The organism is Thermithiobacillus plumbiphilus (assembly GCF_038070005.1).
In the GTDB taxonomy this organism is placed as follows: domain Bacteria; phylum Pseudomonadota; class Gammaproteobacteria; order Acidithiobacillales; family Thermithiobacillaceae; genus JBBPCO01.
The window spans coordinates 52869-71344 of the sequence record NZ_JBBPCO010000015.1; the positions used below are offsets into that span (position 1 = coordinate 52869).

23 protein-coding genes are annotated in these 18476 nt (G+C 61.7%); 8 read left to right on the top strand and 15 right to left on the bottom strand.

All coding sequences use genetic code 11. The features are described from left to right. Window positions 1-244 precede the first annotated feature (244 nt). From WOB96_RS13430 to WOB96_RS13445, 4 genes are all read left to right on the top strand, one after another. The gene (locus tag WOB96_RS13430; RefSeq protein ID WP_341371810.1) at window positions 245-3190 is read left to right on the top strand and encodes a M4 family metallopeptidase; all 2946 of its coding nucleotides are present in this window, start codon (window positions 245-247) and stop codon (window positions 3188-3190) included. 15 nt (window positions 3191-3205) lie between these two features. After that, window positions 3206-3661: a hypothetical protein gene (locus WOB96_RS13435; protein ID WP_341371811.1), complete on the top strand. Its 456-nt coding sequence runs from the start codon at window positions 3206-3208 to the stop codon at window positions 3659-3661. Between the two features lie 102 nt (window positions 3662-3763). After that, on the top strand, window positions 3764-4696 hold the full coding sequence (locus WOB96_RS13440; RefSeq protein ID WP_341371812.1) for a class I SAM-dependent methyltransferase: 933 nt from the start codon (window positions 3764-3766) through the stop codon (window positions 4694-4696). A gap of 79 nt (window positions 4697-4775) precedes the next feature. Next, on the top strand, window positions 4776-5855 hold the full coding sequence (locus WOB96_RS13445) for a calcium:cation antiporter (protein ID WP_341371813.1): 1080 nt from the start codon (window positions 4776-4778) through the stop codon (window positions 5853-5855). A 35-nt stretch (window positions 5856-5890) separates the two neighbouring features. On the opposite strand, the gene WOB96_RS13450 is transcribed toward WOB96_RS13445, so the two are convergent. After that, window positions 5891-6139, bottom strand: coding sequence for a hypothetical protein (locus WOB96_RS13450; protein WP_341371814.1), 249 nt, complete (start codon window positions 6137-6139; stop codon window positions 5891-5893). Between the two features lie 46 nt (window positions 6140-6185). Between WOB96_RS13450 and WOB96_RS13455 the strand changes: the two genes are divergently transcribed. Beyond that, the gene (locus WOB96_RS13455) at window positions 6186-6665 is read left to right on the top strand and encodes an MBL fold metallo-hydrolase (RefSeq protein WP_341371815.1); all 480 of its coding nucleotides are present in this window, start codon (window positions 6186-6188) and stop codon (window positions 6663-6665) included. Between the two features lie 53 nt (window positions 6666-6718). Here the strand turns inward: WOB96_RS13455 and arsC are convergent, their stop codons facing one another. The 12 genes from arsC to WOB96_RS13515 form a co-directional block, all read right to left on the bottom strand. Further along, on the bottom strand, window positions 6719-7147 hold the full coding sequence (gene arsC / locus WOB96_RS13460; RefSeq protein ID WP_341371816.1) for an arsenate reductase (thioredoxin): 429 nt from the start codon (window positions 7145-7147) through the stop codon (window positions 6719-6721). Continuing rightward, window positions 7144-7650, bottom strand: coding sequence for an ArsI/CadI family heavy metal resistance metalloenzyme (locus tag WOB96_RS13465; protein WP_341371817.1), 507 nt, complete (start codon window positions 7648-7650; stop codon window positions 7144-7146). The genes arsC and WOB96_RS13465 overlap by 4 nt, the downstream gene beginning before the upstream one ends. Beyond that, a complete protein-coding gene (locus WOB96_RS13470; RefSeq protein WP_341371818.1) occupies window positions 7647-7982 on the bottom strand; it encodes an ArsR/SmtB family transcription factor in 336 nt (111 codons plus the stop codon). Before WOB96_RS13470 ends, WOB96_RS13465 begins: the two co-directional genes overlap by 4 nt. 79 nt (window positions 7983-8061) lie before the next feature. After that, the gene (locus WOB96_RS13475; RefSeq protein ID WP_341371819.1) at window positions 8062-8427 is read right to left on the bottom strand and encodes a rhodanese-like domain-containing protein; all 366 of its coding nucleotides are present in this window, start codon (window positions 8425-8427) and stop codon (window positions 8062-8064) included. Continuing rightward, window positions 8424-8885, bottom strand: a complete 462-nt coding sequence (locus WOB96_RS13480; protein WP_341371820.1) for a rhodanese-like domain-containing protein — start codon at window positions 8883-8885, stop codon at window positions 8424-8426. Before WOB96_RS13480 ends, WOB96_RS13475 begins: the two co-directional genes overlap by 4 nt. A 12-nt stretch (window positions 8886-8897) precedes the next feature. Beyond that, window positions 8898-9242, bottom strand: coding sequence for a DsrE family protein (locus WOB96_RS13485; protein ID WP_341371821.1), 345 nt, complete (start codon window positions 9240-9242; stop codon window positions 8898-8900). Continuing rightward, window positions 9227-10561 carry an MFS transporter gene (locus tag WOB96_RS13490; RefSeq protein ID WP_341371822.1) on the bottom strand — a complete coding sequence of 445 codons (1335 nt, stop codon included), beginning with the start codon at window positions 10559-10561 and terminating at the stop codon, window positions 9227-9229. The genes WOB96_RS13485 and WOB96_RS13490 overlap by 16 nt, the downstream gene beginning before the upstream one ends. After that, on the bottom strand, window positions 10558-10917 hold the full coding sequence (locus tag WOB96_RS13495; RefSeq protein WP_341371823.1) for an ArsR/SmtB family transcription factor: 360 nt from the start codon (window positions 10915-10917) through the stop codon (window positions 10558-10560). The genes WOB96_RS13490 and WOB96_RS13495 overlap by 4 nt, the downstream gene beginning before the upstream one ends. A gap of 14 nt (window positions 10918-10931) precedes the next feature. Beyond that, complete coding sequence (locus WOB96_RS13500; RefSeq protein ID WP_341371824.1) at window positions 10932-11630, bottom strand: MBL fold metallo-hydrolase; 699 nt, start codon at window positions 11628-11630, stop codon at window positions 10932-10934. 248 nt (window positions 11631-11878) lie between these two features. After that, entirely contained in the window at window positions 11879-12628 is a 750-nt protein-coding gene (locus WOB96_RS13505; protein ID WP_341371825.1) for a glycosyltransferase family 2 protein, read from the bottom strand. Continuing rightward, window positions 12625-13389, bottom strand: a complete 765-nt coding sequence (locus WOB96_RS13510) for a lysophospholipid acyltransferase family protein (protein WP_341371826.1) — start codon at window positions 13387-13389, stop codon at window positions 12625-12627. Before WOB96_RS13510 ends, WOB96_RS13505 begins: the two co-directional genes overlap by 4 nt. A 412-nt stretch (window positions 13390-13801) precedes the next feature. After that, a complete protein-coding gene (locus tag WOB96_RS13515; protein ID WP_341371827.1) occupies window positions 13802-14269 on the bottom strand; it encodes a low affinity iron permease family protein in 468 nt (155 codons plus the stop codon). A gap of 126 nt (window positions 14270-14395) precedes the next feature. Here WOB96_RS13515 and WOB96_RS13520 point away from each other — a divergent pair, with 126 nt between their 5' ends. Beyond that, complete coding sequence (locus tag WOB96_RS13520) at window positions 14396-15082, top strand: Crp/Fnr family transcriptional regulator (protein WP_341371828.1); 687 nt, start codon at window positions 14396-14398, stop codon at window positions 15080-15082. A gap of 3 nt (window positions 15083-15085) precedes the next feature. Here WOB96_RS13520 and WOB96_RS13525 read toward each other — a convergent pair whose 3' ends face one another. Together WOB96_RS13525 and WOB96_RS13530 are read right to left on the bottom strand one after the other, a co-directional pair. After that, window positions 15086-16066 (bottom strand): 2Fe-2S iron-sulfur cluster-binding protein, encoded by a 981-nt coding sequence (locus WOB96_RS13525; RefSeq protein ID WP_341371829.1) that lies wholly within the window; start codon window positions 16064-16066, stop codon window positions 15086-15088. Between the two features lie 63 nt (window positions 16067-16129). Next, window positions 16130-16573, bottom strand: coding sequence for a globin domain-containing protein (locus tag WOB96_RS13530; protein ID WP_341371830.1), 444 nt, complete (start codon window positions 16571-16573; stop codon window positions 16130-16132). 146 nt (window positions 16574-16719) lie between these two features. Here WOB96_RS13530 and WOB96_RS13535 point away from each other — a divergent pair, with 146 nt between their 5' ends. Together WOB96_RS13535 and WOB96_RS13540 are read left to right on the top strand one after the other, a co-directional pair. Continuing rightward, window positions 16720-17166 carry a biotin/lipoyl attachment domain-containing protein gene (locus WOB96_RS13535; protein ID WP_341371831.1) on the top strand — a complete coding sequence of 149 codons (447 nt, stop codon included), beginning with the start codon at window positions 16720-16722 and terminating at the stop codon, window positions 17164-17166. 138 nt (window positions 17167-17304) lie between these two features. Beyond that, window positions 17305-18476, top strand: a 1172-nt coding sequence (locus WOB96_RS13540; RefSeq protein ID WP_341371832.1) for a heterodisulfide reductase-related iron-sulfur binding cluster, incomplete at its 3' end; no start/stop codon positions are given.

Below are 18476 nucleotides of genomic sequence, written 5' to 3' on the forward strand. Positions count from 1 at the left end.
GCTCCCGAGGAGACCTGAGCTGTCTGGCTGAATATGGCGTGTAAAGCGAAGACGACAGGCTTCAACGCATGAGGAATGCGCCTGCCTGAATGCGAGGCCGCTCCGGTGAGCAGCAAGGGGAATGGGTATGGTCTACATGTCGTGGCGGATTATACTTGTCATGAGAACTCACGGCAATCCAGAGTGGTTTCGCCGGCTTCTTTTTCCACCTTGCAAAACATCTGAATTCAACTAGTTAGGGGGCATGTTACCGAAATGCTCCCTGCGTCGAACGCTCGCTTTTTCCGCCGCTGCCCTCACCCTGATTCTCTCTGGTTGTTACAGCAGCTCCGAATCATCCTCGAGTACGGGCAGTGATGTCGTGCCCCTGGCCGTAAGCTCTGCCGGCATGCAGGCCGCGCTCGGCGAACTCCAGCAGCGCGGTGCCCGCATGGACCGGCACGGCAAGACCGGACAGCTCACCTTTATCGGCGCCGATCCGCTCGCGCCACTGGCCTTGCCCGCGGCAGTCAGCGGCCTGAAAGGGGACGATCCGGCCCAGGCGGCCCTGGAACGCTATGCCCCGCTGTTTGGCGCGCGGGGGACGGGGCAAGCCATGCAGTTGCTCAAGCGCCAGGATGGCAAGGACGGGCGCAGCACCTCGCGTTATCAGCAACTCTATCAAGGGCTTCCGGTCATCGGTGGCGAGCTGTTGGTGAACCTGCGCGGGCGGGGCCTGCTCGCCATGAGCGGCGAGCTGTCGCCGGATCTTTCCCTGTCCGTGACCCCGATGTTGTCGGCCAGTGTCGCGCAGTCGACGGCGCTGCAGGCCACCGCCAAATGGCGCAAGCTGGCGCCGGAGAAACTCGAAGCGAGCGATCCGGTGCTGTCGATCTATGATCCGCGGCTGCTGGGACCGGGGCAGGAGCCGACCCGGCTGGTTTACCGGCTGGAAGTGAGCGCCCGCGGCAGCGAGCCGGTGCGCGAGCTGGTGCTGGTGGATGCCCGAAGCGGCAATGTGGCGCTGCACTTCAATCAGATCGACGCGGCACTCAGCCGCCAGACCTATACCGCCAGCAACACCGAAACCCTGCCGGGCAGCCTGATCTGCGACGAGGGCAATCCGTCCTGCGCCAATGGTGATCTGGACGCGCAGCTTGCGCATCGCTATGCCAGGGATACCTACGACTTCTATTTCAACACCCATCAGCGGGACAGCCTCGACAACAAGGGCATGGCCCTGCTGTCTTCGACGCATTACGGCGCCGTCGGTTACCAGAATGCCTTCTGGGATGGCCGTCAGATCGCCTATGGCGATGGCTTCTCGCGCGCTGATGACGTCGTCGGCCATGAGCTGACGCACGGTGTCACCCAGCACAGCTCCAAACTTTTCTACTATTATCAGTCTGGCGCCATCAACGAGTCGCTGTCGGACATCTGGGGCGAATTCATCGATCAGCGCAACAACAGCGGCACCGATACTGCCGCTGTGAAATGGCAGATTGGCGAGGATATCCCCGGCATCGGTGCGATCCGCGACATGGCCGACCCGACCCGCTTTGGCGATCCGGATCGCATGAGCAGCCCCAATTACGATTTTGATAAAGGCTTCCAGGACAACGGCGGGGTGCACCACAACAGTGGCATCAACAACAAGGCCGCCTACCTGATGGTCGAAGGCGGCAGTTTCAATGGCCGGACCATCACCGGGCTCGGCATCGACAAGGTCGCAAAGATCTATTACGAGGCCCAGACGCGGCTGCTGACTTCGGGTGCCACCTACAAGGACTTGGCCAATGCCCTGTATCAGGGCTGCCTGAATCTGTCGGCCGATGCCGGCTCCGGGATCAATGGTGCCGAGTGCGACATGGTGCGCCAGGCCACCGAAGCTGTGGAAATGCAGGCGGAGCCCGTTAACAGTTTCCAGCCCCAGCCGGATCCCTGTCCGGCCGGGTCCCAGCCCAGAGATCTCTTTTCCGATGATCTGGAAAGCCCCACGCTGCGCTGGACGGTGAGCACCCTGAACGGCAGTCAGGCATCCTGGCGCTTGGATACCCAGAATGTCAGTTCCGGCAAACAGGCGCTCTGGGGCAAGGGGATGAGTTCCGTGGCGGATGATATCGCCGTCATGCCCAGTGCCGTCATGCTGCCTGCCAATGCCTTTCTGCATTTCCGTCACAGCTATGACTTCGAGGCAGATGGCGAGGCTGACATCTACTATGACGGTGGTGTGCTGGAGTATTCGGTCAACAACGGCGCGAACTGGCAGGATGCCGCCAGTCTCTTCGCTGATGGTGGCAACTACAGTGACAAGCTGGATGGTCATTATGGCAACACACTGGCAGGGCACTCGGCCTTCGTCGGCAGGAGTCATGGGTATATCGCCAGCCTCTACAATCTCAGCAGCCTGGCCGGACAGTCAGTGCGCTTCCGTTTCCGCATCGCCACCGACGACCGTGTTGCGAGCGATGGCTGGTGGGTGGATGATGTCCGCATCTATACCTGCCTGGCGGACGTCGACAATCAGGCGCCGCTGGCCAATGCCGGACCGGACCTGATCGCTGCCCCCGGCGCGACTGTCAGCCTCGATGGCTCTGGCAGCAAGGACCCCGAAGGGCAGCGGATCAGCCTTGCCTGGCAGGTGATCAGCGGCTCGGCCAGCCTGACAGGAGCCAATACCGCCGTGCCAAGCTTCGTGGCGCCACTCAACGGCAGGGTGGTCGCGCGGCTCACGGTCACCGACAGTCAGGGCAAGAGCGCCAGCGACGATGTCACGGTGACCGTCAGCAACACCGCGCCGGAGCTGGCATCGATTGGTGCCCGGCAGGCTGTTCTGGGGCAGCCGCTCAATTTCCAGGTGAGCGCACGGGATGCCAATACCGATACGGTCACGCTCTCGGCAACGGGACTTCCGTCGGGCGCGCGGTTCGACGCTGCTACGGGACAATTCAGCTGGCCTCAGGCCGGTCCGCTCGGCAACTATACGGTGACTTTCACCGCAACGGATGCGGGTGGATTGCGCGACAGCGAAAATGTCACTATCAATGTCCTTGATATGACCTCCATTTCCAGCTCTGCCCAGAGCCAGGGCAGCCCAGCCCCCAGCTCATCTGCAATGGGCGGTGGTGGCGGTCTCGACGCCGGGGCGCTCACCTTGCTGATGGCAGGTCTGGGTGCAGCACAGTGGCAGCGCCGCAAGCAGAAAAAATGACGGGGAGGATGACCGATGGCTGGATTCGCACTTCGTACGACCGCACTCCTGGCCCTGGGCATGATTGGCCTGACGGGTTGCGCGTCGATGCCAGGGCAGCAGGAGCAGGAAAAGTGGCAGGTACACTACGCCCGCTCCGGGGGCTTCGCCGGTGAGCAGAAAACCCTGACCCTGAACAGCCAGGGCGGGGTGGTCATCGCTGACAGCCGGCAGGGCAAGTGGCTGATGCGCAATCTCAGCCCCGCCGAGGTCCGGCCCGTTGCCGCCAGCCTGCGTGAACTGATGTCCGGTTCCACCGGCGCGGGAAGTCCGGCTGGCACCTGCGCCGACTGCCTGCACTACAAGCTCGACATCGTCTGGAAAGGCCAGCGCCAGCAAGCCAGCCTGGATGATCGTTCGCTGGCATCCTCGGGCTATGCGCCGCTGGTCAACCAGCTTAATGCACTGATCGCGCGCTATCCCCCGCAATAGATTCCTGCTGGCCGGCAGGATCCGGTCGAAGACTGATGGGCAAGGCGCGCCATTCCAGCGACACTCAGGACTTTGTTCCAGCCGTGAAAGGGTGGCGTGCCCATGCCGGATTCCCGCAGCGAAGCCAGTTCCGCCGCAGCCAGGCCGGATCAGTTTACCCTGCCAGACAGCCTGATTGCTTATCTGGCAGGCGAGCGTTCGCCGCCACTGGCCCTGATGCAGCTTTTGTTGCATTGCGGGTCGGTGACGGCCTGCGAGCAGCTGCTCGAAGCGGCTGGCGCGCATGGCTCAAGCGTTCAGGTGGTTCAGCGGCAAGGCCTGGAGGAACTTCGCCATCTGTTGGCCAGCCGGCGCGAACAGTGCCTGAGCCTTGAACCCCTGCTACAGGCGGAACTGCCCGGAGATGATGGCGGGCAGGATTCGGTGAGTGCCTGGGCGCAGTTTTTCGATGCTGCCGTGGCGCAGGCGGCACCTGCCAGTGTCGCCCTCTATTCCCTGGGTGACCCCGAACTGCTGGACGCCGCGACCGGGGAAGTACTGGACTATTTCACTGAGCAGGGCCTGCTCGGCCCCAGGCGTCGCATCCTGCAGATTGGCTGCGGCATCGGTCGCTTCGAGGCTGTGTTGGCACCGCTGGTGGCCGAGGCGCATGGCATCGACATCTCGCCGGGCATGATCAATGCGGCCCGGCAACGCTGCGCCGGGCTTGCCAATGTGCATCTTGCCTGCTGTTCGGGAAGGGATCTCGCGCCCTTTGCCGACTTTTCGCTCGACATGGTCTATGCTGTCGACAGTTTTCCCTATCTGCACGAATCCGGTGGCGCATTGCTCGAAACGCATTTTGCCGAAAGTGCGCGGGTGCTGACGCGAGGCGGCGACCTGCTGATCCTCAACTTTTCCTACCGCAATGACCCCGAGCAGGATTCACGCGAGATCAACCGGCTCGCAACAAGGCACGGCTTCAAGGTGCTGGTCGATGGCGTACAGCCTTTCAGGCTCTGGGACGGGCGGGTCTGGCACCTGCGCCTGGCTTGATTTGCTGCTGGAGTTTAGTTCATTCCTGCCCAGGCAGTGTATCCTGAGAAACGGCCCTGGATAAAAAAGAAGGAGAAACATGTCCCTGCTCAAGGAAAAAGCCTTTCTGCTGTCACTGCTGGCCATTGCCCTGCTCTACCCTTTCGAGCATGCACTGCTTGGCTACGGGCTTGGAGGTGTCGCGTTTGCCTTCGTGGTGATCTTTGCCGTCATCCTGACCGCGGCCTTCAGCGTGGCGCACCATGCCGAGATGCTGGCGCACAAGTATGGCGAGCCCTATGGCACGCTGATCCTGACAGGATCTGCGGTGGGCGTGGAAGTCCTCATGCTCGCCATCCTGATGCAGGGGGCGGAGAGTCCGACCCTGGTGCGCGATACCATCTTTGCGGCATTGATGCTCGACATGAACGGTATTCTTGGTATTGCCGCCATCATTGGCGGCATCAAGCACGGCGAGCAGAAATACAATGTCGATAGTTCCAATTCCTATATCGGCATGATCCTGGTGGCGGTCGGGATTTCCATGTTCGTGCCGGATTTCATCCAGCCCGAGGCTTGGCGCGCCTACTCGGTGTTCACCATCATCGTCATGATCGCCATGTATGCGGTATTCACGCGCCTCCAGACCGTCGACCATCGGTATTTCTTTGAATATAAGTACAAGCAGGCTGGCGCTGAGGCCGTGGAGGACCACCCGGTGGCGATCCGCGGTGGCTATCATGGCCTGATGTTGTTTCTGCTGATTGCCGCCATCGGCGGGCTGGCAGAGCTGCTGTCGGTGTTTCTCAACGAGGGCATCGCCCAAACCGGTCTGCCACTCGGCCTGGCGGCGGTCTCCGTGGCGCTGATTTCCGCCAGCCCCGAATTCCTGACCGCCTTTCGCGCGGCCCTGGAAAACCGCATGCAGACCGTCATCAACATCGCCCTGGGCGCATCGCTTGCGACCGTGCTGATGACCGTGCCCGTCATAGAGCTTATCTCTCTACTGACACATGCCGACATCCAGATGGGGCTTTCGCCGATACAGGCGGCCATGATCCTGCTCACCTTGCTGACCACCATGATCAATCTGGCTGATGGCGAGACCAACTCCCTGGAGGGCATGGTGCATCTGGTGCTGTTCCTGACCTTCGGCGTCCTGATCTTCCTGGTACCCTGAGGGCGCGGTGGGGAACCGGCGGGGCGGTTCTCGGACTAATTTTCAATAATGCCCAAAATCCGGAGGAGATGATGATTTTTCGCCAGCTCTATGAACAGGAATCGAGCACTTACACCTATCTTTTCGCCTGCGAGGAAACCGGGCAGGCCGTGCTGCTGGATCCGGTACTCGATTCGCTGGAGCGAGACCTGCTGGTTCTGCAGGAATTGGGGCTGAAACTCGCCTATACCCTGGACACCCACATCCACGCCGACCACCTGACCTCGGCGCGCAAGCTCAAGCACGTGGTGAGCTCGCAGATCGCGAGTCCTGCCCTGCACCGATTTCGGCGTGGCGGAGGACCGGCCGCTGAGTGTCGGCTCTCTGACCTTCCAGCCTTTGTTTACGCCGGGGCACACCGATACTCATCACAGCTATCTATTGATCCAGGATGGCATAAGCCGGGTATTCACGGGCGATGCGCTCTTGATCGATGCCTGTGGCCGCACCGATTTCCAGAGCGGCGACTCGACCACGCTGTATCGCTCCGTGCATGACAAGATCTTCAGTCTGCCGGACGACACCCTGGTCTATCCCGCGCATGATTACAATCACCGCCATGTCTCATCAGTGATCCAGGAGCGTGAGCGCAACCCGCGTCTGGGTGGCGGCAAGACCCTGGAGGAGTTCATCCGGATCATGGCGAACCTCAACCTGCCCTATCCCAAAAAGATGGACATGGCCGTGCCCGGCAACCAGAAGTGTGGCGAGTGCCCGGAGAATGCCCCGGAAGAACTGCGCGCACTGTGTGACGTTTCCGTGCAGGGCTGACTTGTTTCGCGGGGAGTGCCCTGGCGCTTCCCCGCGGATGGATCTTCTGGTATTCAGCGCGAATCGCGCAAATCCTTCAAGAGTCCTTCCACCCGTGTCCTGACCTCATCGCGGGTGGCGCGAAACTGCGCCATGATCTCGTCTTCCGTGCCAGTGGCCCTGGCGGGATCGCTAAGGGGCCAGTGAATCTTCTTGATGCCCGCCGGCAGCACCGGACAATGCTCGTCGGCATGTCCGCAGACCGTCACCACGACATCAGCGCGCTGGAGCATTTCCTCCGTGACCCGCGTGCTCTCCTGATCCGAGATATCCACCCCGGCCTCACGCATCACCGCAATCGCCCGTGGATTCTTGCCATGGGCCTCGATGCCGGCTGATTCCACAAAAAAATTATCAGCACCGAGATGTCTGGCCCAGCCTTCGGCCATCTGGCTGCGGCAGGAATTGCCGGTGCAAAGAAACAGCAGATTCAGTTTTTTCATGCGTTTTCCTGGCTGGGTTTGGGGGCGCAGCAGGCGGATTTTGCCGGCATGCTGATCTTGACCACTTTTGGCTGGGGGGCACAGCAGGCGCTGCTGGCGGCAGTCGGCCCGTTCACGGCGGCTGCCTCACCGCCGAAGGTAGCGGCCTGCGCCATGGTGTGATAGGTCTCCCAGGCAAGCCCCTGCGGGTCGATCACCCAGGTTTTCTCGGAACTTGCGTAGCAGCAGGTCGTGGCGCCCTGCTCGACCTTCGGCGCCTCGATGCCGGCCAGCCGGCCATAGAGATCCTGGAGTTCCGCCTCATCCTCGGCCTGAATGCCAAGATGATCGAGACCCTTCTGGGCGCTGCGGGTGGAAACGGCGAAGTTGACGCGTGGGTCATCCAGCATCCACTTGGCGTAATCGGTCTTGTGCACGGTCGGCGCGGCGGCGAACAGGCGGGAGTAGAACTGGATGCTTTCATCCAGATTGGCGACGGAAAGATGAATGTGCAGGCGTTTCATACAGGCTCCTCGGTGGTGCAGACGGGGGCGGGCGGACAGCAGCTCGGCTGGCCAGCACAGCAGTTCTCGGTGAGAAAGCCGAGCAGGGCATTCATCGCCGCATAGTCGGCCACATAAATGATCGAGCGTCCCTGACGGCTGGACTGCAACAAGCCGGCATGGCTGAGCTGGCTCAGATGAAAGGATAGTGTGGCCGGCGGAATGCCCAGTTGTTCGCCGATCTGGCCGGCGGGCAGCCCTGTCGGGCCTGCCTGGACCAGCAGACGGAAGATCGCCAGGCGGTTTTCCTGAGCCAGGGCACCAAGGGCAGTGATAGCGTTATTAATTTCCATAATTCCATAATAATGGAATAATAAGGTGCGTGCAAGCCGGGCAACCGCCTCCTCGCCTAAGCCTTCCGGCCTGCAGCATTCACAGGGAGGGCTCAACCTTCACAGGCAATCCCGCCGCTTCCCAGGCCTGCAGGCCGCCCCGGAGGACGGCGGCATCCCAGCCCATCTCCCGCAGGGTGGCGGCGGCAATGGTCGAGCGGCCCCGGCTGCCGCAGTAGACAATGATCCTGGCTTGCGGGTCGGGGACCACTTCCTCAATGCGTGATTCCAGCCGGAAGCGGGGCAGGTTGATGGCGCCGGGGATATGTGCGGCAGCGAATTCATCCGGCTCGCGCACGTCGATCAGCACGGCTCCGTGATACGCAGATTGTTGAGCTTCCGCCGCCGAAAGATGCGGAATGCTGTTTTCCAGGCGTTCCAGATAGCTGTCGTAGCGTCTCATCATGGCTGGTTCTTACTCGCCCGTTGGTGTGCATCAAAGCCGCCCTTGGCCTTCCAGCCTTCATAGCCGCCCTGAAGCATCTGCACATTGTCCATGCCCGCGACGCGCAAGGCGAATCCCGCCTGGGCGGAGAGCGAACCGGTATTGCAATAGAGCAGGATGGGCTTGTCGCCGGGGAGTTCTTCGCGCCGCTCCAGTACTTGCCGCCATTCGATGTTCACGGCATCCGGAATGTGGCCTTTGGCGTACTGGGCTGCATCCCGCGTGTCGACGACATGGAAGCGTTTCCAGTCCGCCGCGGGGATCTGTTCGGGCCCGATGGTGCCACCGCCGTAGTCGACGAAGGCGAGATAGTCCGCCATGGTTTTGATAGCCGGATTTTCCGCACCCTGGCTGTTCGGCGAAAGAGAGACAAGCATGCCGAACGCGCCGGCGGCCAGAACTGCTTTGCATGATTTCATGAACATTCCCTTTTAGAATGAAACAAGTTCGTCGGCCGCGCTGAGCAAGGTGCTGAGCATCTTCATGGAACTCTTGCTTACGCCGCTGGGGAGGTTTTCCTCCGTCCAACCGATATCGCGCATGGATTTGCCGCAGACATGGACTGCCATGCCTGCCTCGACCAACTCGGAGAACAAGGCTTTGGCGGGGCTGTCCGTAATGTTTTCGGTGTTCGCCAGTTGCAGGCCGCTTTCCACCAGAAACAGCGTGACCTCCTTGCCATCGGCCAGCATGGCGCCGGCCAGGCGTACGGCGGTCAGGGCCCGCCCGTCACCGCTTTCTGGAGCACTATGCAAGATAATCAGAGCGTTTCGCATGGGTTTTCCTTTTCCGTGTCAGCCGGATTCAGGCGCGGATGGGTTTCCTCGCCCAGCCAGGCCAGCAGCAGTCCGGACAGGATCATGCTGATGGCCACGAACCAGAAGGCTGCGTTGATCTGCCCGCTCCACTGGGCGGCGATACCCAGCCCCAGGGCGCCGAAGCCATAGCCCAAATCGCGCCAGAAGCGGTAGATGCCCAGCGCCGAGCCACGCCAGTCAGGGTGCGCGATATCGGCCACGGAAGCGCCCAGGGTGGGGTAGAGCAGGGCCATGCCAAAGCCGGTGATCGCGGCCGAAAAAGACCACCAGAGCATGCCCGATCCCATCAGCATCAGACCCACGCCGATGCCGCAGAGCAGCATGCCGGCGACGATAGGTTTCTGACGACCGATGCGGTCGGAGAGGGGGCCGGTGACGAGCTGCGAGGCGCCCCAGACCGTGCCGTAGACGCCCACCACCCAGCCGACTTGCGGCAGGCTCAGGCCCTGGTTGTGCAGGAATACGGGATAAAACACCCAGACCAGGGCATCGGTGAACTTCTCGACCAGCCCCGCCTGACACAAGGCAAACATGCGCCGATCCCGCCAGGACATGAGCGTGAAGACCTCCCAGGTGGAGGGTTTGGCACTGATGTTTTGCGGGAAGCGAGCCCGTGGTCCCGTTGCGGTACCCGCGGCAAAGCGGGCGCTTTCGGCCTTGGCCCAGGGCAGGGTGTCGCGCACCCAAAGTAGCACCAGCACAATGGCCAGCAGGATCACGACAGCGCCAAAGACGAAAAGTCCCTGGCGCGCGCCCATGCCGCTGGCGAGATAACCCGTGACAACGCCGGCCACCGCCACGGCAAAATAACCGGAGAACTCGTTGAGACCGTTGACCAGGCCCTTCTGCTCCGGGCGGGTGAGATCGAGCTTGGCGGTCAGCGCCATCGACCAGGTCAGGCCCTGATTGATGCCGAGCAGCACGGTGGCCGCCACGATCCAGTTCCAGCTCGGGCCGTAGAGGATGAGAAAGGGGATGGGCAGCGCCGTCAGCCAGCCGATGAGCAGCACCTTGCGCCGCCCCAGCCGCTCCGAAAGCCGCCCGGCGACGAAGTTCATCGTGCCCTTCACAAAGCCAAACGCCACCACGAAGGCTGCCAGCAGCGTAAAGGATCCCTGCGGAACGCCGAATTCGCTGGTTGCCAGCGCGGGTACCACGTTGCGCATCATGCCGATGGTCAGGCCCACCAGGAAGACCTGAAAGAGCTGGTGCAGGAACTGCGAGAGATTACTGCGGATGCCGTGAGATAGCTCGGCGTGCGGGAGGGCCGCCTTCATGCCCGATCCTTCTGGTCTTCGGGGAAGGACAGCACCTCAGCCAAGGCCCGGCGTGACTCGGTGAAGCCTTCCATCTGTTCGACGATGACCTGACGCATCAGCTCGCAGGCTTCCAGCACCTTGGGCGTGGTCAGGGTGTAGTGGCAGAAGGTGCCACACTTCTCGCAATGCACCAGTCCGCGCGCCTTGAGCACATTGAGATGCTGAGACACATTGGCCTTGGACAGGCCGGTCAGCTCGACCAACTGGCCGGCGCTGTGCTCGCCCCGGCCCAGGATGTGAATGATTTCCAGGCGCTTGGGGTGAGCAAGCGCTGCGAACACTTCAGAGAACAACGCAAATCGGCTGTTTGCCATATCCAGCGGCCTTATCAGTCACTTGCGCCGGCCCGGCCGCAGCCGAGATTGGCGGGCACGGCATGATCCATCTGTGCCGGGCGGGGCAGACCCAGTGCATCCATGATGGCGACGAATTCCGCCTGGGTCTTGCCGCCGCCCAGGCGCGGATTGCGCAGGCGCTCCTGCTCGATGCTCGATACCCGGCGATTGTTGTAGTCATGGCCGGGATAGACCAGGGTTTCGCCCGGCAGGGTGAAGAGCTTGTCATGCACGGACTGGTACAGGGCCTCAGCCTCGCCGCTCTGAAAGTCCGTGCGCCCGCAGCCATCGATCAAGAGCGTATCGCCGGTGAAGACCCTATCATTGACCAGATAGCAATAGTCCACATCCGTGTGGCCCGGCGTGTGCAAAGGCTCGATGCGCAGTTGCCCGAGCTGCAAGGGCTCGCCCTCGCGTACCAGCAGGTCGGCACAGTCCAGCTTGGTCGGATCGGGCACGGTGATCCGGCAGCCGGTCAGATCGCGCAGGCGCTGGGCGCCGGAAACGTGATCGGCGTGGATGTGGGTTTCCAGGGTATAGGCCAGCTTTAAATCAAGCTCCCGGAGTACTGCCAGGTCACGGTCCACCTGCTCCAGCACCGTATCGATGAGCACCGCCTGGCGGGTTTGCTCGTCGCCGAGCAGGTAGGTGAGGGTAGAGGTCTTGGGATCAAACAGTTGCCGAAAGATCATCTTGGCTCCTTTTGCCCGGCTTGGGGCAGTCTGTTAAGGATAATTATACATTAGTTAATGTAATCTGCAACTATTGCCGACAAGTCGGCGGCTGTCGGGCCTGCGTATTCAGTGTAGGGACATCCAGTGGTGCACGCCTTGATCCAGGTCAAACGGAGTGGGCATAAAGCTTGGGGCGGCAGTGAACTTGCGGGTGAGCGGGAAGTGGTCCAGGGCTACCAGCGGTGAGGGCGGTCTCTGGCTGTCCGTCAGCGGCGGAAGATGCGCCGCAGCAGGCCTCCCAACAGGAGACGCGTATGCATGCGGATCAGGCGCAGGTTGTCGCGTCCGTAATGAAAGTGGGAAACCCCGCCCTCGTCGGGGCGGAAATAGCGTACCAGGGCCGGGCGGTTGATGACCGGGTGCCCCTTCCAGACCAGGCGCACCACGGCTTCGGGATCGAAATCGAAACCCAGCATGCCGGGACTTTCCGTGAAGGCCCGGGCCAGGGCCGCAGCGGGATAGACGCGAAAGCCAAACAGTACGTCACCCTGCAGGGCGCCGGCGGTCTGCAGCCGCGCCATACCGTTGGAGAGCCGCCGGCCGGCCACACGCAGGGCCGGTGCCTCGGCGCCAAACTGGGGGACGCCCAGCACCAGTGCATCGGGACTTTCCCGGGAAAGCCGCATGAATTCCGGAATGGCTTCACTGGGATGCTGGCCGTCGGCATCCATGGTCAGCACGTGCGTGAAACCCGCCGCCAGTGCCGCCTGTACGCCATCGCGCACCGCTGCCCCCTTGCCGCCATTGATGGCCCGCCGCAGCACGCGCAGATCCGGATCCTGGCTGGCCAGCCGCGCCAGTCGTTCGGCGGAATCATCGGTGCTGCCGTCGATCACCACCCAGACTGGCGTCCACTGCGCCCGCGCCGACTTGACCGTGTCCAGCAGCCTGGTGCCGCTGTTGTAGCTCGGGATCAATACCAGCCCGCGCCAAACCGGGGCATTCTGCTGGCTCATGAAAGCGCCTTGCGAAAACTGTTTTCGACCTCGCGCAGGGTGTCATCCACTTTGCCCGCTACGAGGCAGGGGCCCAGGCGCACGCGAAAGTGCAGGGGGAAATCAGGGCGGCGCAGCAGCGGCCAGCCGTGACCCAGAAAGCGCTGATTGCTTTCGATGTAGACCAGCTGGATTGGGGCATGGCTTTTGGCTGCCATCAGCGCAAAGCCTTTTTTGCAGCGGCTGGCCGGCCAGTCGCGGGTGCGGGATCCCTCGGGGAAAACCAGAAGCTGCTCGCCGTCCCGGAGCTTCTGCGCCCCCTGACGCACGAGCGTGAGCGGTGAATCATTGCGCAGATAGCCCGCCAGCCGTGCGCCACCGCCCAGGAACAGGTTGTCCCAGATTTCCGCTTTCATGATGCAGGCCACCTGTGGCAGATAGGCCACCATGAGCACGGCATCCAAAAGGCCGGGATGATTGGCGGCAATCAACAGACCGGGTTTATCACGCAGTTCATTCAGGACATCGAGATCACAGCGAATCCTGCCGCTAGCGTGCATGGCGCTCACAAAGAGTCGGAAAATCCAGTGAATCATGAAGCGGCCGAGCGGGATGCCCCAGCGCCGGGGCAGCAACGGATACAGTATCGAAGCCAGCATGCTCCAGCTCAGGCACAGCAGGCCGAAAAAACCCAGCAGGGCATAGTAGGTCAGCGCATCGGTCCACTGATGGCATTGTCTGCCCAGGCGTGCAAGGACGCCGAAATTGCTCATCGGCGTCATGCCCTGCTCCAAGACATGAGATCCAGTTTCTCCGGCGCGGGCCTGCGCGAGTGCATTACCAAGTGTTTCAACAATCAGCCTGTCGTTTCATTGCCAGTTTGCTGCGGGGAAATCGAGGCCGGGCGCGAGTTGCCCGGGAAAAACCGGATTCTGGCAAGGATTGTAATGGACCCTTTCCTTCCTGGCCAGCGGCTCCCCTGGTCGCCTGCTCTGGCCTCTATGGACTGCATCAACCTGCTTTTCAGATAGTCGAAATCCGCGGGCCTGGCCAGGACACGCTGGTTTGTGCCTGGGCTCAGCTTGACAGCGCAGCCAGGCTCAACTCCCGACCTGCGCTGGGACGAGGAGCTCCAGCAGGTGCTTGACCAAGTGCGCGAGGCACGCTGACACCGGTCAGCCGGTGATTGCCTGTCTAGCGAGCAGCATCGCCGGTTTTCGTAGTGCCGGACCCATTCCTGCCAGTCCGGGTGCCGCGTTCGCTCAACTCCTTTTCCACCGCTTCGATATCATCGGCGATCAGGGGCGAGTAGCGTTCACGCAGGCGGCTGAACTCGTCGCGCAGACATTTCAACTCCTCGTCCGTCATGTCCTCCAGGTCCACGAGGCCCGTGCGTGCGCCTTCCATGGCCCGCAGCAGCTCGTCGAGTTTCAGGTGCACCGCCACGGCATCGCGGTTCTGGGTATTCTGGATGAGAAATACCATCAGAAAGGTTACGATGGTCGTGCCGGTGTTGATGATGAGCTGCCAGGTGTCGGAAAAGTGAAAGACGGGCCCGGTAATGGCCCAGACCATGATGACGGACACTGCCATCACGAAAGCCCATGGCGACCCCATTCTTTCCGAAGTGGTATGGGCGAATTTGCGAAAGATCTCGTTCATGAGTCCTCCCTGTCCATGTCACAGGATGCTCATGATTGTCACTGCTTGATTGCCCATCTGCCATCCGCCGCCCGTCCACGCAGGATCTTGCAGCCTGGGGTACTTGGAATCGCGAGGGAAGTTTCGATGCTCAAGGATATTGATCTACAGCTACTGCGCAAGGCGCCCCTGTTTTCCAGCCTCGGGCCACAGGAGCTGGGGCAGTTGCTGGACTCGGCCAGTGCCCTGAGCCTGCAGGCCGGCGAACAGCTCTTCGCCGAGGGCGAACCGGCCCAGGCCTTCTATGTCGTGATCGAGGGCAGCATGCGGCTCTACAAGCTCTCGGCTGAGGGCAACGAGAAGGTGATCGAACTCATCCAGGCCGGCGAGACCTTCGCCGAGGCGGTGGTCTTCCTTGGTGGGCGCTATCCGGTGCATGCCGCGGCCCTGAGCCCGGCCCGGCTGATTCGCATCGATAATACGGAGTTTGTGCGCGCCCTCAGGAGCAACAACAATCTCGCTATGAAAATGCTCGCGAGCATCAGCATGCGTCTGCATCAGCTCGTCAACGACGTGCGCGCTCTGAGCCTGGAGAGCGCCGGGCAGCGAGTGGCGGGTTACCTGCTGGAACTTGCCGGCGAAGCAGGAGCGGGTAGTGAAGTTCTCCTGCCGGCCCAGAAGCACGTGATTGCCTCAAGGCTCGGCATCAAGCCCGAGACCTTCTCACGGGTGCTGACTGGCTTGCGTGAGCAGAATCTCATTGATCTCGAGGGCCAGCATATCCGCTTGCCTGATGCAGCGGCACTGCGACGCTGGCGCGATAACCATCGCTGAGTTTCAGTTCGGGGTGAAGGCGTCGAAGTGCATTTGATCCATGTTGCTGTGATGGGAACGCAACAGTTCCAGGGCCGCCTCGATCATGCCCGGCGAGCCGCAGAGATAGACCTCGTGATCCTGCCAGGGGCCATGCTGCATTACCGTTGGCAACAGGCGCCTGGCGCCGGCCCAGTGGCTGTCTTCGGGGTCGGATACCGTGGGCGTGAAGGTAAAGTTGGGGTGCTCCCGGGCCCAGGCTTCCAGCTTTTGCACATGGTATAGATCCCGTTCCCGCTTGGCCCCGAAAAAGAGATGAATGCGGCGGTCGAGATTGCGGGCGAAGGCCTCTTCCAGGATGGCTTCAATCGGTGCCAGCCCCGTGCCGGCGGCAATGCACAGGATGTCGCGCGGGCTGTCGGGATGTAGCCGAAACTCGCCTTGGGCGGCGCTGAGCGTGAGCTGATCACCCGCTTTCAATTGCCCGAAAAGCTGGGTACTGAAAAGACCATTCGGCGCGCGCCGGATCTGTAGTCCGACCAATCCGTCCGTTCGTGGCCGGTGTGCCAGGGAGTAGGAACGCCATACGCCAGCATGCCCCGGTACCTCCACGCGCAGATATTGGCCGGGGATAAATGGGAATGCGCGATCGGGTTTGAGCCACAAGCCCATGACATCGGCAGCCAGGGGTTCGAGCGCGACGATCCCGGCCTGCCAGTGCTCCGCGCGCGTCAGTTCGGCCTGGATGCGCAGGTCGCTTTCCGGCTTGAATTTGCACAGGATGGCGGCCCCGGCGGCACGCTCTTCCGGACTCAGCAACAGGGGTAGAAATGCGCCCTGCTGTCCATCCCCTTCCAGGATCTTTCCCTTGCAGTCGCCGCAGGAGCCGCTGGCGCAGCCGTGTTTCAGCGGAACGTCTTGCGCCAGGGCAGCTTCCAATACGCTTTGGCCGGGCTCGGCCGTGAAACGCAGACCGCTGGGTTCCACAATGATCTGATAGGACATCTTGATCTCACTTGAGGGCGGGCGCGGCTCAGCGCGGCTCAGCGCCGCGCCGCGCCTCGATGCTCAGGAAACTTTCAGCGGCTCGAACCGTTCCGGCGCCATGGCCTTGGCGGCGGCATCGACCATGACCTGGGCGGCCAGGTTGTAGGCCTCGGTCCAGGCGGCTGCCATCTCCGGCGTCCAGGCATCGCCTGCGAAGTGCTCAAGGGTCTTCATCAGGCTCTGGCCGACGATGGGGTAATGCTCGGGACGGGTGTCGAGCTTGATATGGCCGATACCAAGATCCTGTAGATAAGGCACCAGGGCTTCAGTGTTGTCGATGTTGCTGGCGATATAGACGAGCGACTGGAACAGGCGTTCCTTCTGGGCGCCCATGTCGTCCGGGAACATGCGCCGCACCTGCGGATAGTCCGTGAACATGGTGTTGTAGAAATAATCGGTCACCTGGGTGCCGAGCGGTGCGATCAGGGCGGCGCTGGCCTTGATCAGTTGGGTATCGATGGTCATGTTTTCTCCGATGTCCTGTGAAACTGCCGGTAAAGAGTATGCCTTGGCGGGAACGGCTGCCTTGATCCAGATCAAGGCGGATGCTGTTCTGCGCGCATAGGCTAAGCCCTGTAAAGCGGGTTTGCCAATGCAGGAGCGGGGGGCGAATGAGTGAGGTACGTGGCTGTGAGTTGCCCGAGGATCTTTTCTACGATCTGGATTATGTCTGGGCGCGTCCCGAGGAGGACGGTCTGGTAACGCTTGGCATCACCGACCCGGCACAGACCATGGCCGGCCGGGTACAGAGAATCCGCGTGAAGAAGGTGGGGGCCCATCTCGATGCCGGGCGCCACGTGGCCACGCTGGAAAGCGGCAAATGGGCGGGCGGCGTGCCGACGCCTTTTTCCGGGACGGTGGTCGCGGTGAACACCGAATTGCTGGAAGCACCCAATCTGGTCAATATTGCGCCTTACACCGATGCCTGGGTCGCCAGGCTGCGTCCGGACGACGCCCCCCACGCCTTCGATGCCATGCATACTGGCGCTGTTGCCCTGGAAGCGCTGCAGGCCTGGATCGAGCGCTACGACGTACAATGCATGCGCTGCGCGGACTGAGGGGGACCTTATGGCGGATGGAATTGTCTAAGACTTTAGTCTATTGTGACTGGTTACTTGCTTGAAAAGGCGCTCCCGGCAACAGGGTGAGGCGCACTTGGGAGCATATCAATGGCGCAACACACGAGGAGACATCCAATGGCGAATGATACCAAACAAACCGACCAGGGGATTGCGGGTCACGGAGCGTTTTTCCAGGCGACGAATCTGAATGCGCAGGAAGCCGAAGCGGCGACGGCCTGGGTGCGCAAGCACGTGGACCGGCGCACGGTGGATCTGGGCGAGCGCATGGATGACGTGCGCGAGCACATGTGGGAGCTGGAGAAGGAAGGCGAGATCATCGTCCACCGCATCACCGACCAGCACCAGCCGCAGGTGGTCAATACCCTGTTTGGCTGGGAGAAGCGTATTCCCACCAACAACCTCTGGCACCACAAGAGCTGTGGCCAGTGCGGCAACATCCCGGGCTACCCCACCAGTCTCCTGTGGTTCATGAACAATCTCGGCCTGGATTATCTCGACGAGACCGACCAGACCAGTTGCACCGCCTGGAACTATCATGGTTCCGGCATCGGCAACGTCGAGAGTCTGGCCGCCGTGTTCCTGCGCAACTTCCACCAGGCCTATGTGTCGGGCAAGCAGCACGGCCATGAGCTCGGCCACTACTATCCCCTGGTGCACTGCGGCACCTCCTTCGGCAACTACAAGGAGATCCGCAAGTATCTGGTGGAATCCGCCGAACTGCGCGAGAAGGTCACCAAGATCCTCGGCAAGCTCGGGCGGCTGGTGGACGGCAAGCTCGTCATCCCTGAGGAAGTGGTGCACTACTCCGAGTGGCTGCACGTCATGCGCAACCGCATAGCAAGCGAGATGCAGACGATTGACGTCTCCAACATCCGCGTCACCATGCATGCCGCCTGCCACTACTACAAGATGGTGCATGAAGATGCCATCTATGATCCCAATATCCTCGGCGGCAACCGCACCGCAGTCGGCAGTTCCATGGCCCAGGCGCTCGGCGCCCAGCTGATCGACTACTCCACCTGGTATGACTGCTGCGGCTTTGGCTTTCGGCACATCATTTCCGAGCGCGAGTTCACCCGCAGCTTCACCATTGATCGCAAGATCAAGGTCGCCCAGGAAGAGGCCAAGGCCGACGTGATGCTTGGGATTGATACCGGCTGCATCACCACCATGGACAAGAACCAGTGGATTGGTCGGGCGCACGAGAAGAACTACTCGATGCCCATCATGGCCGACGTGCAGTTTGCCGCACTCGCCTGCGGTGCCGATCCCTTCAAGATCGTGCA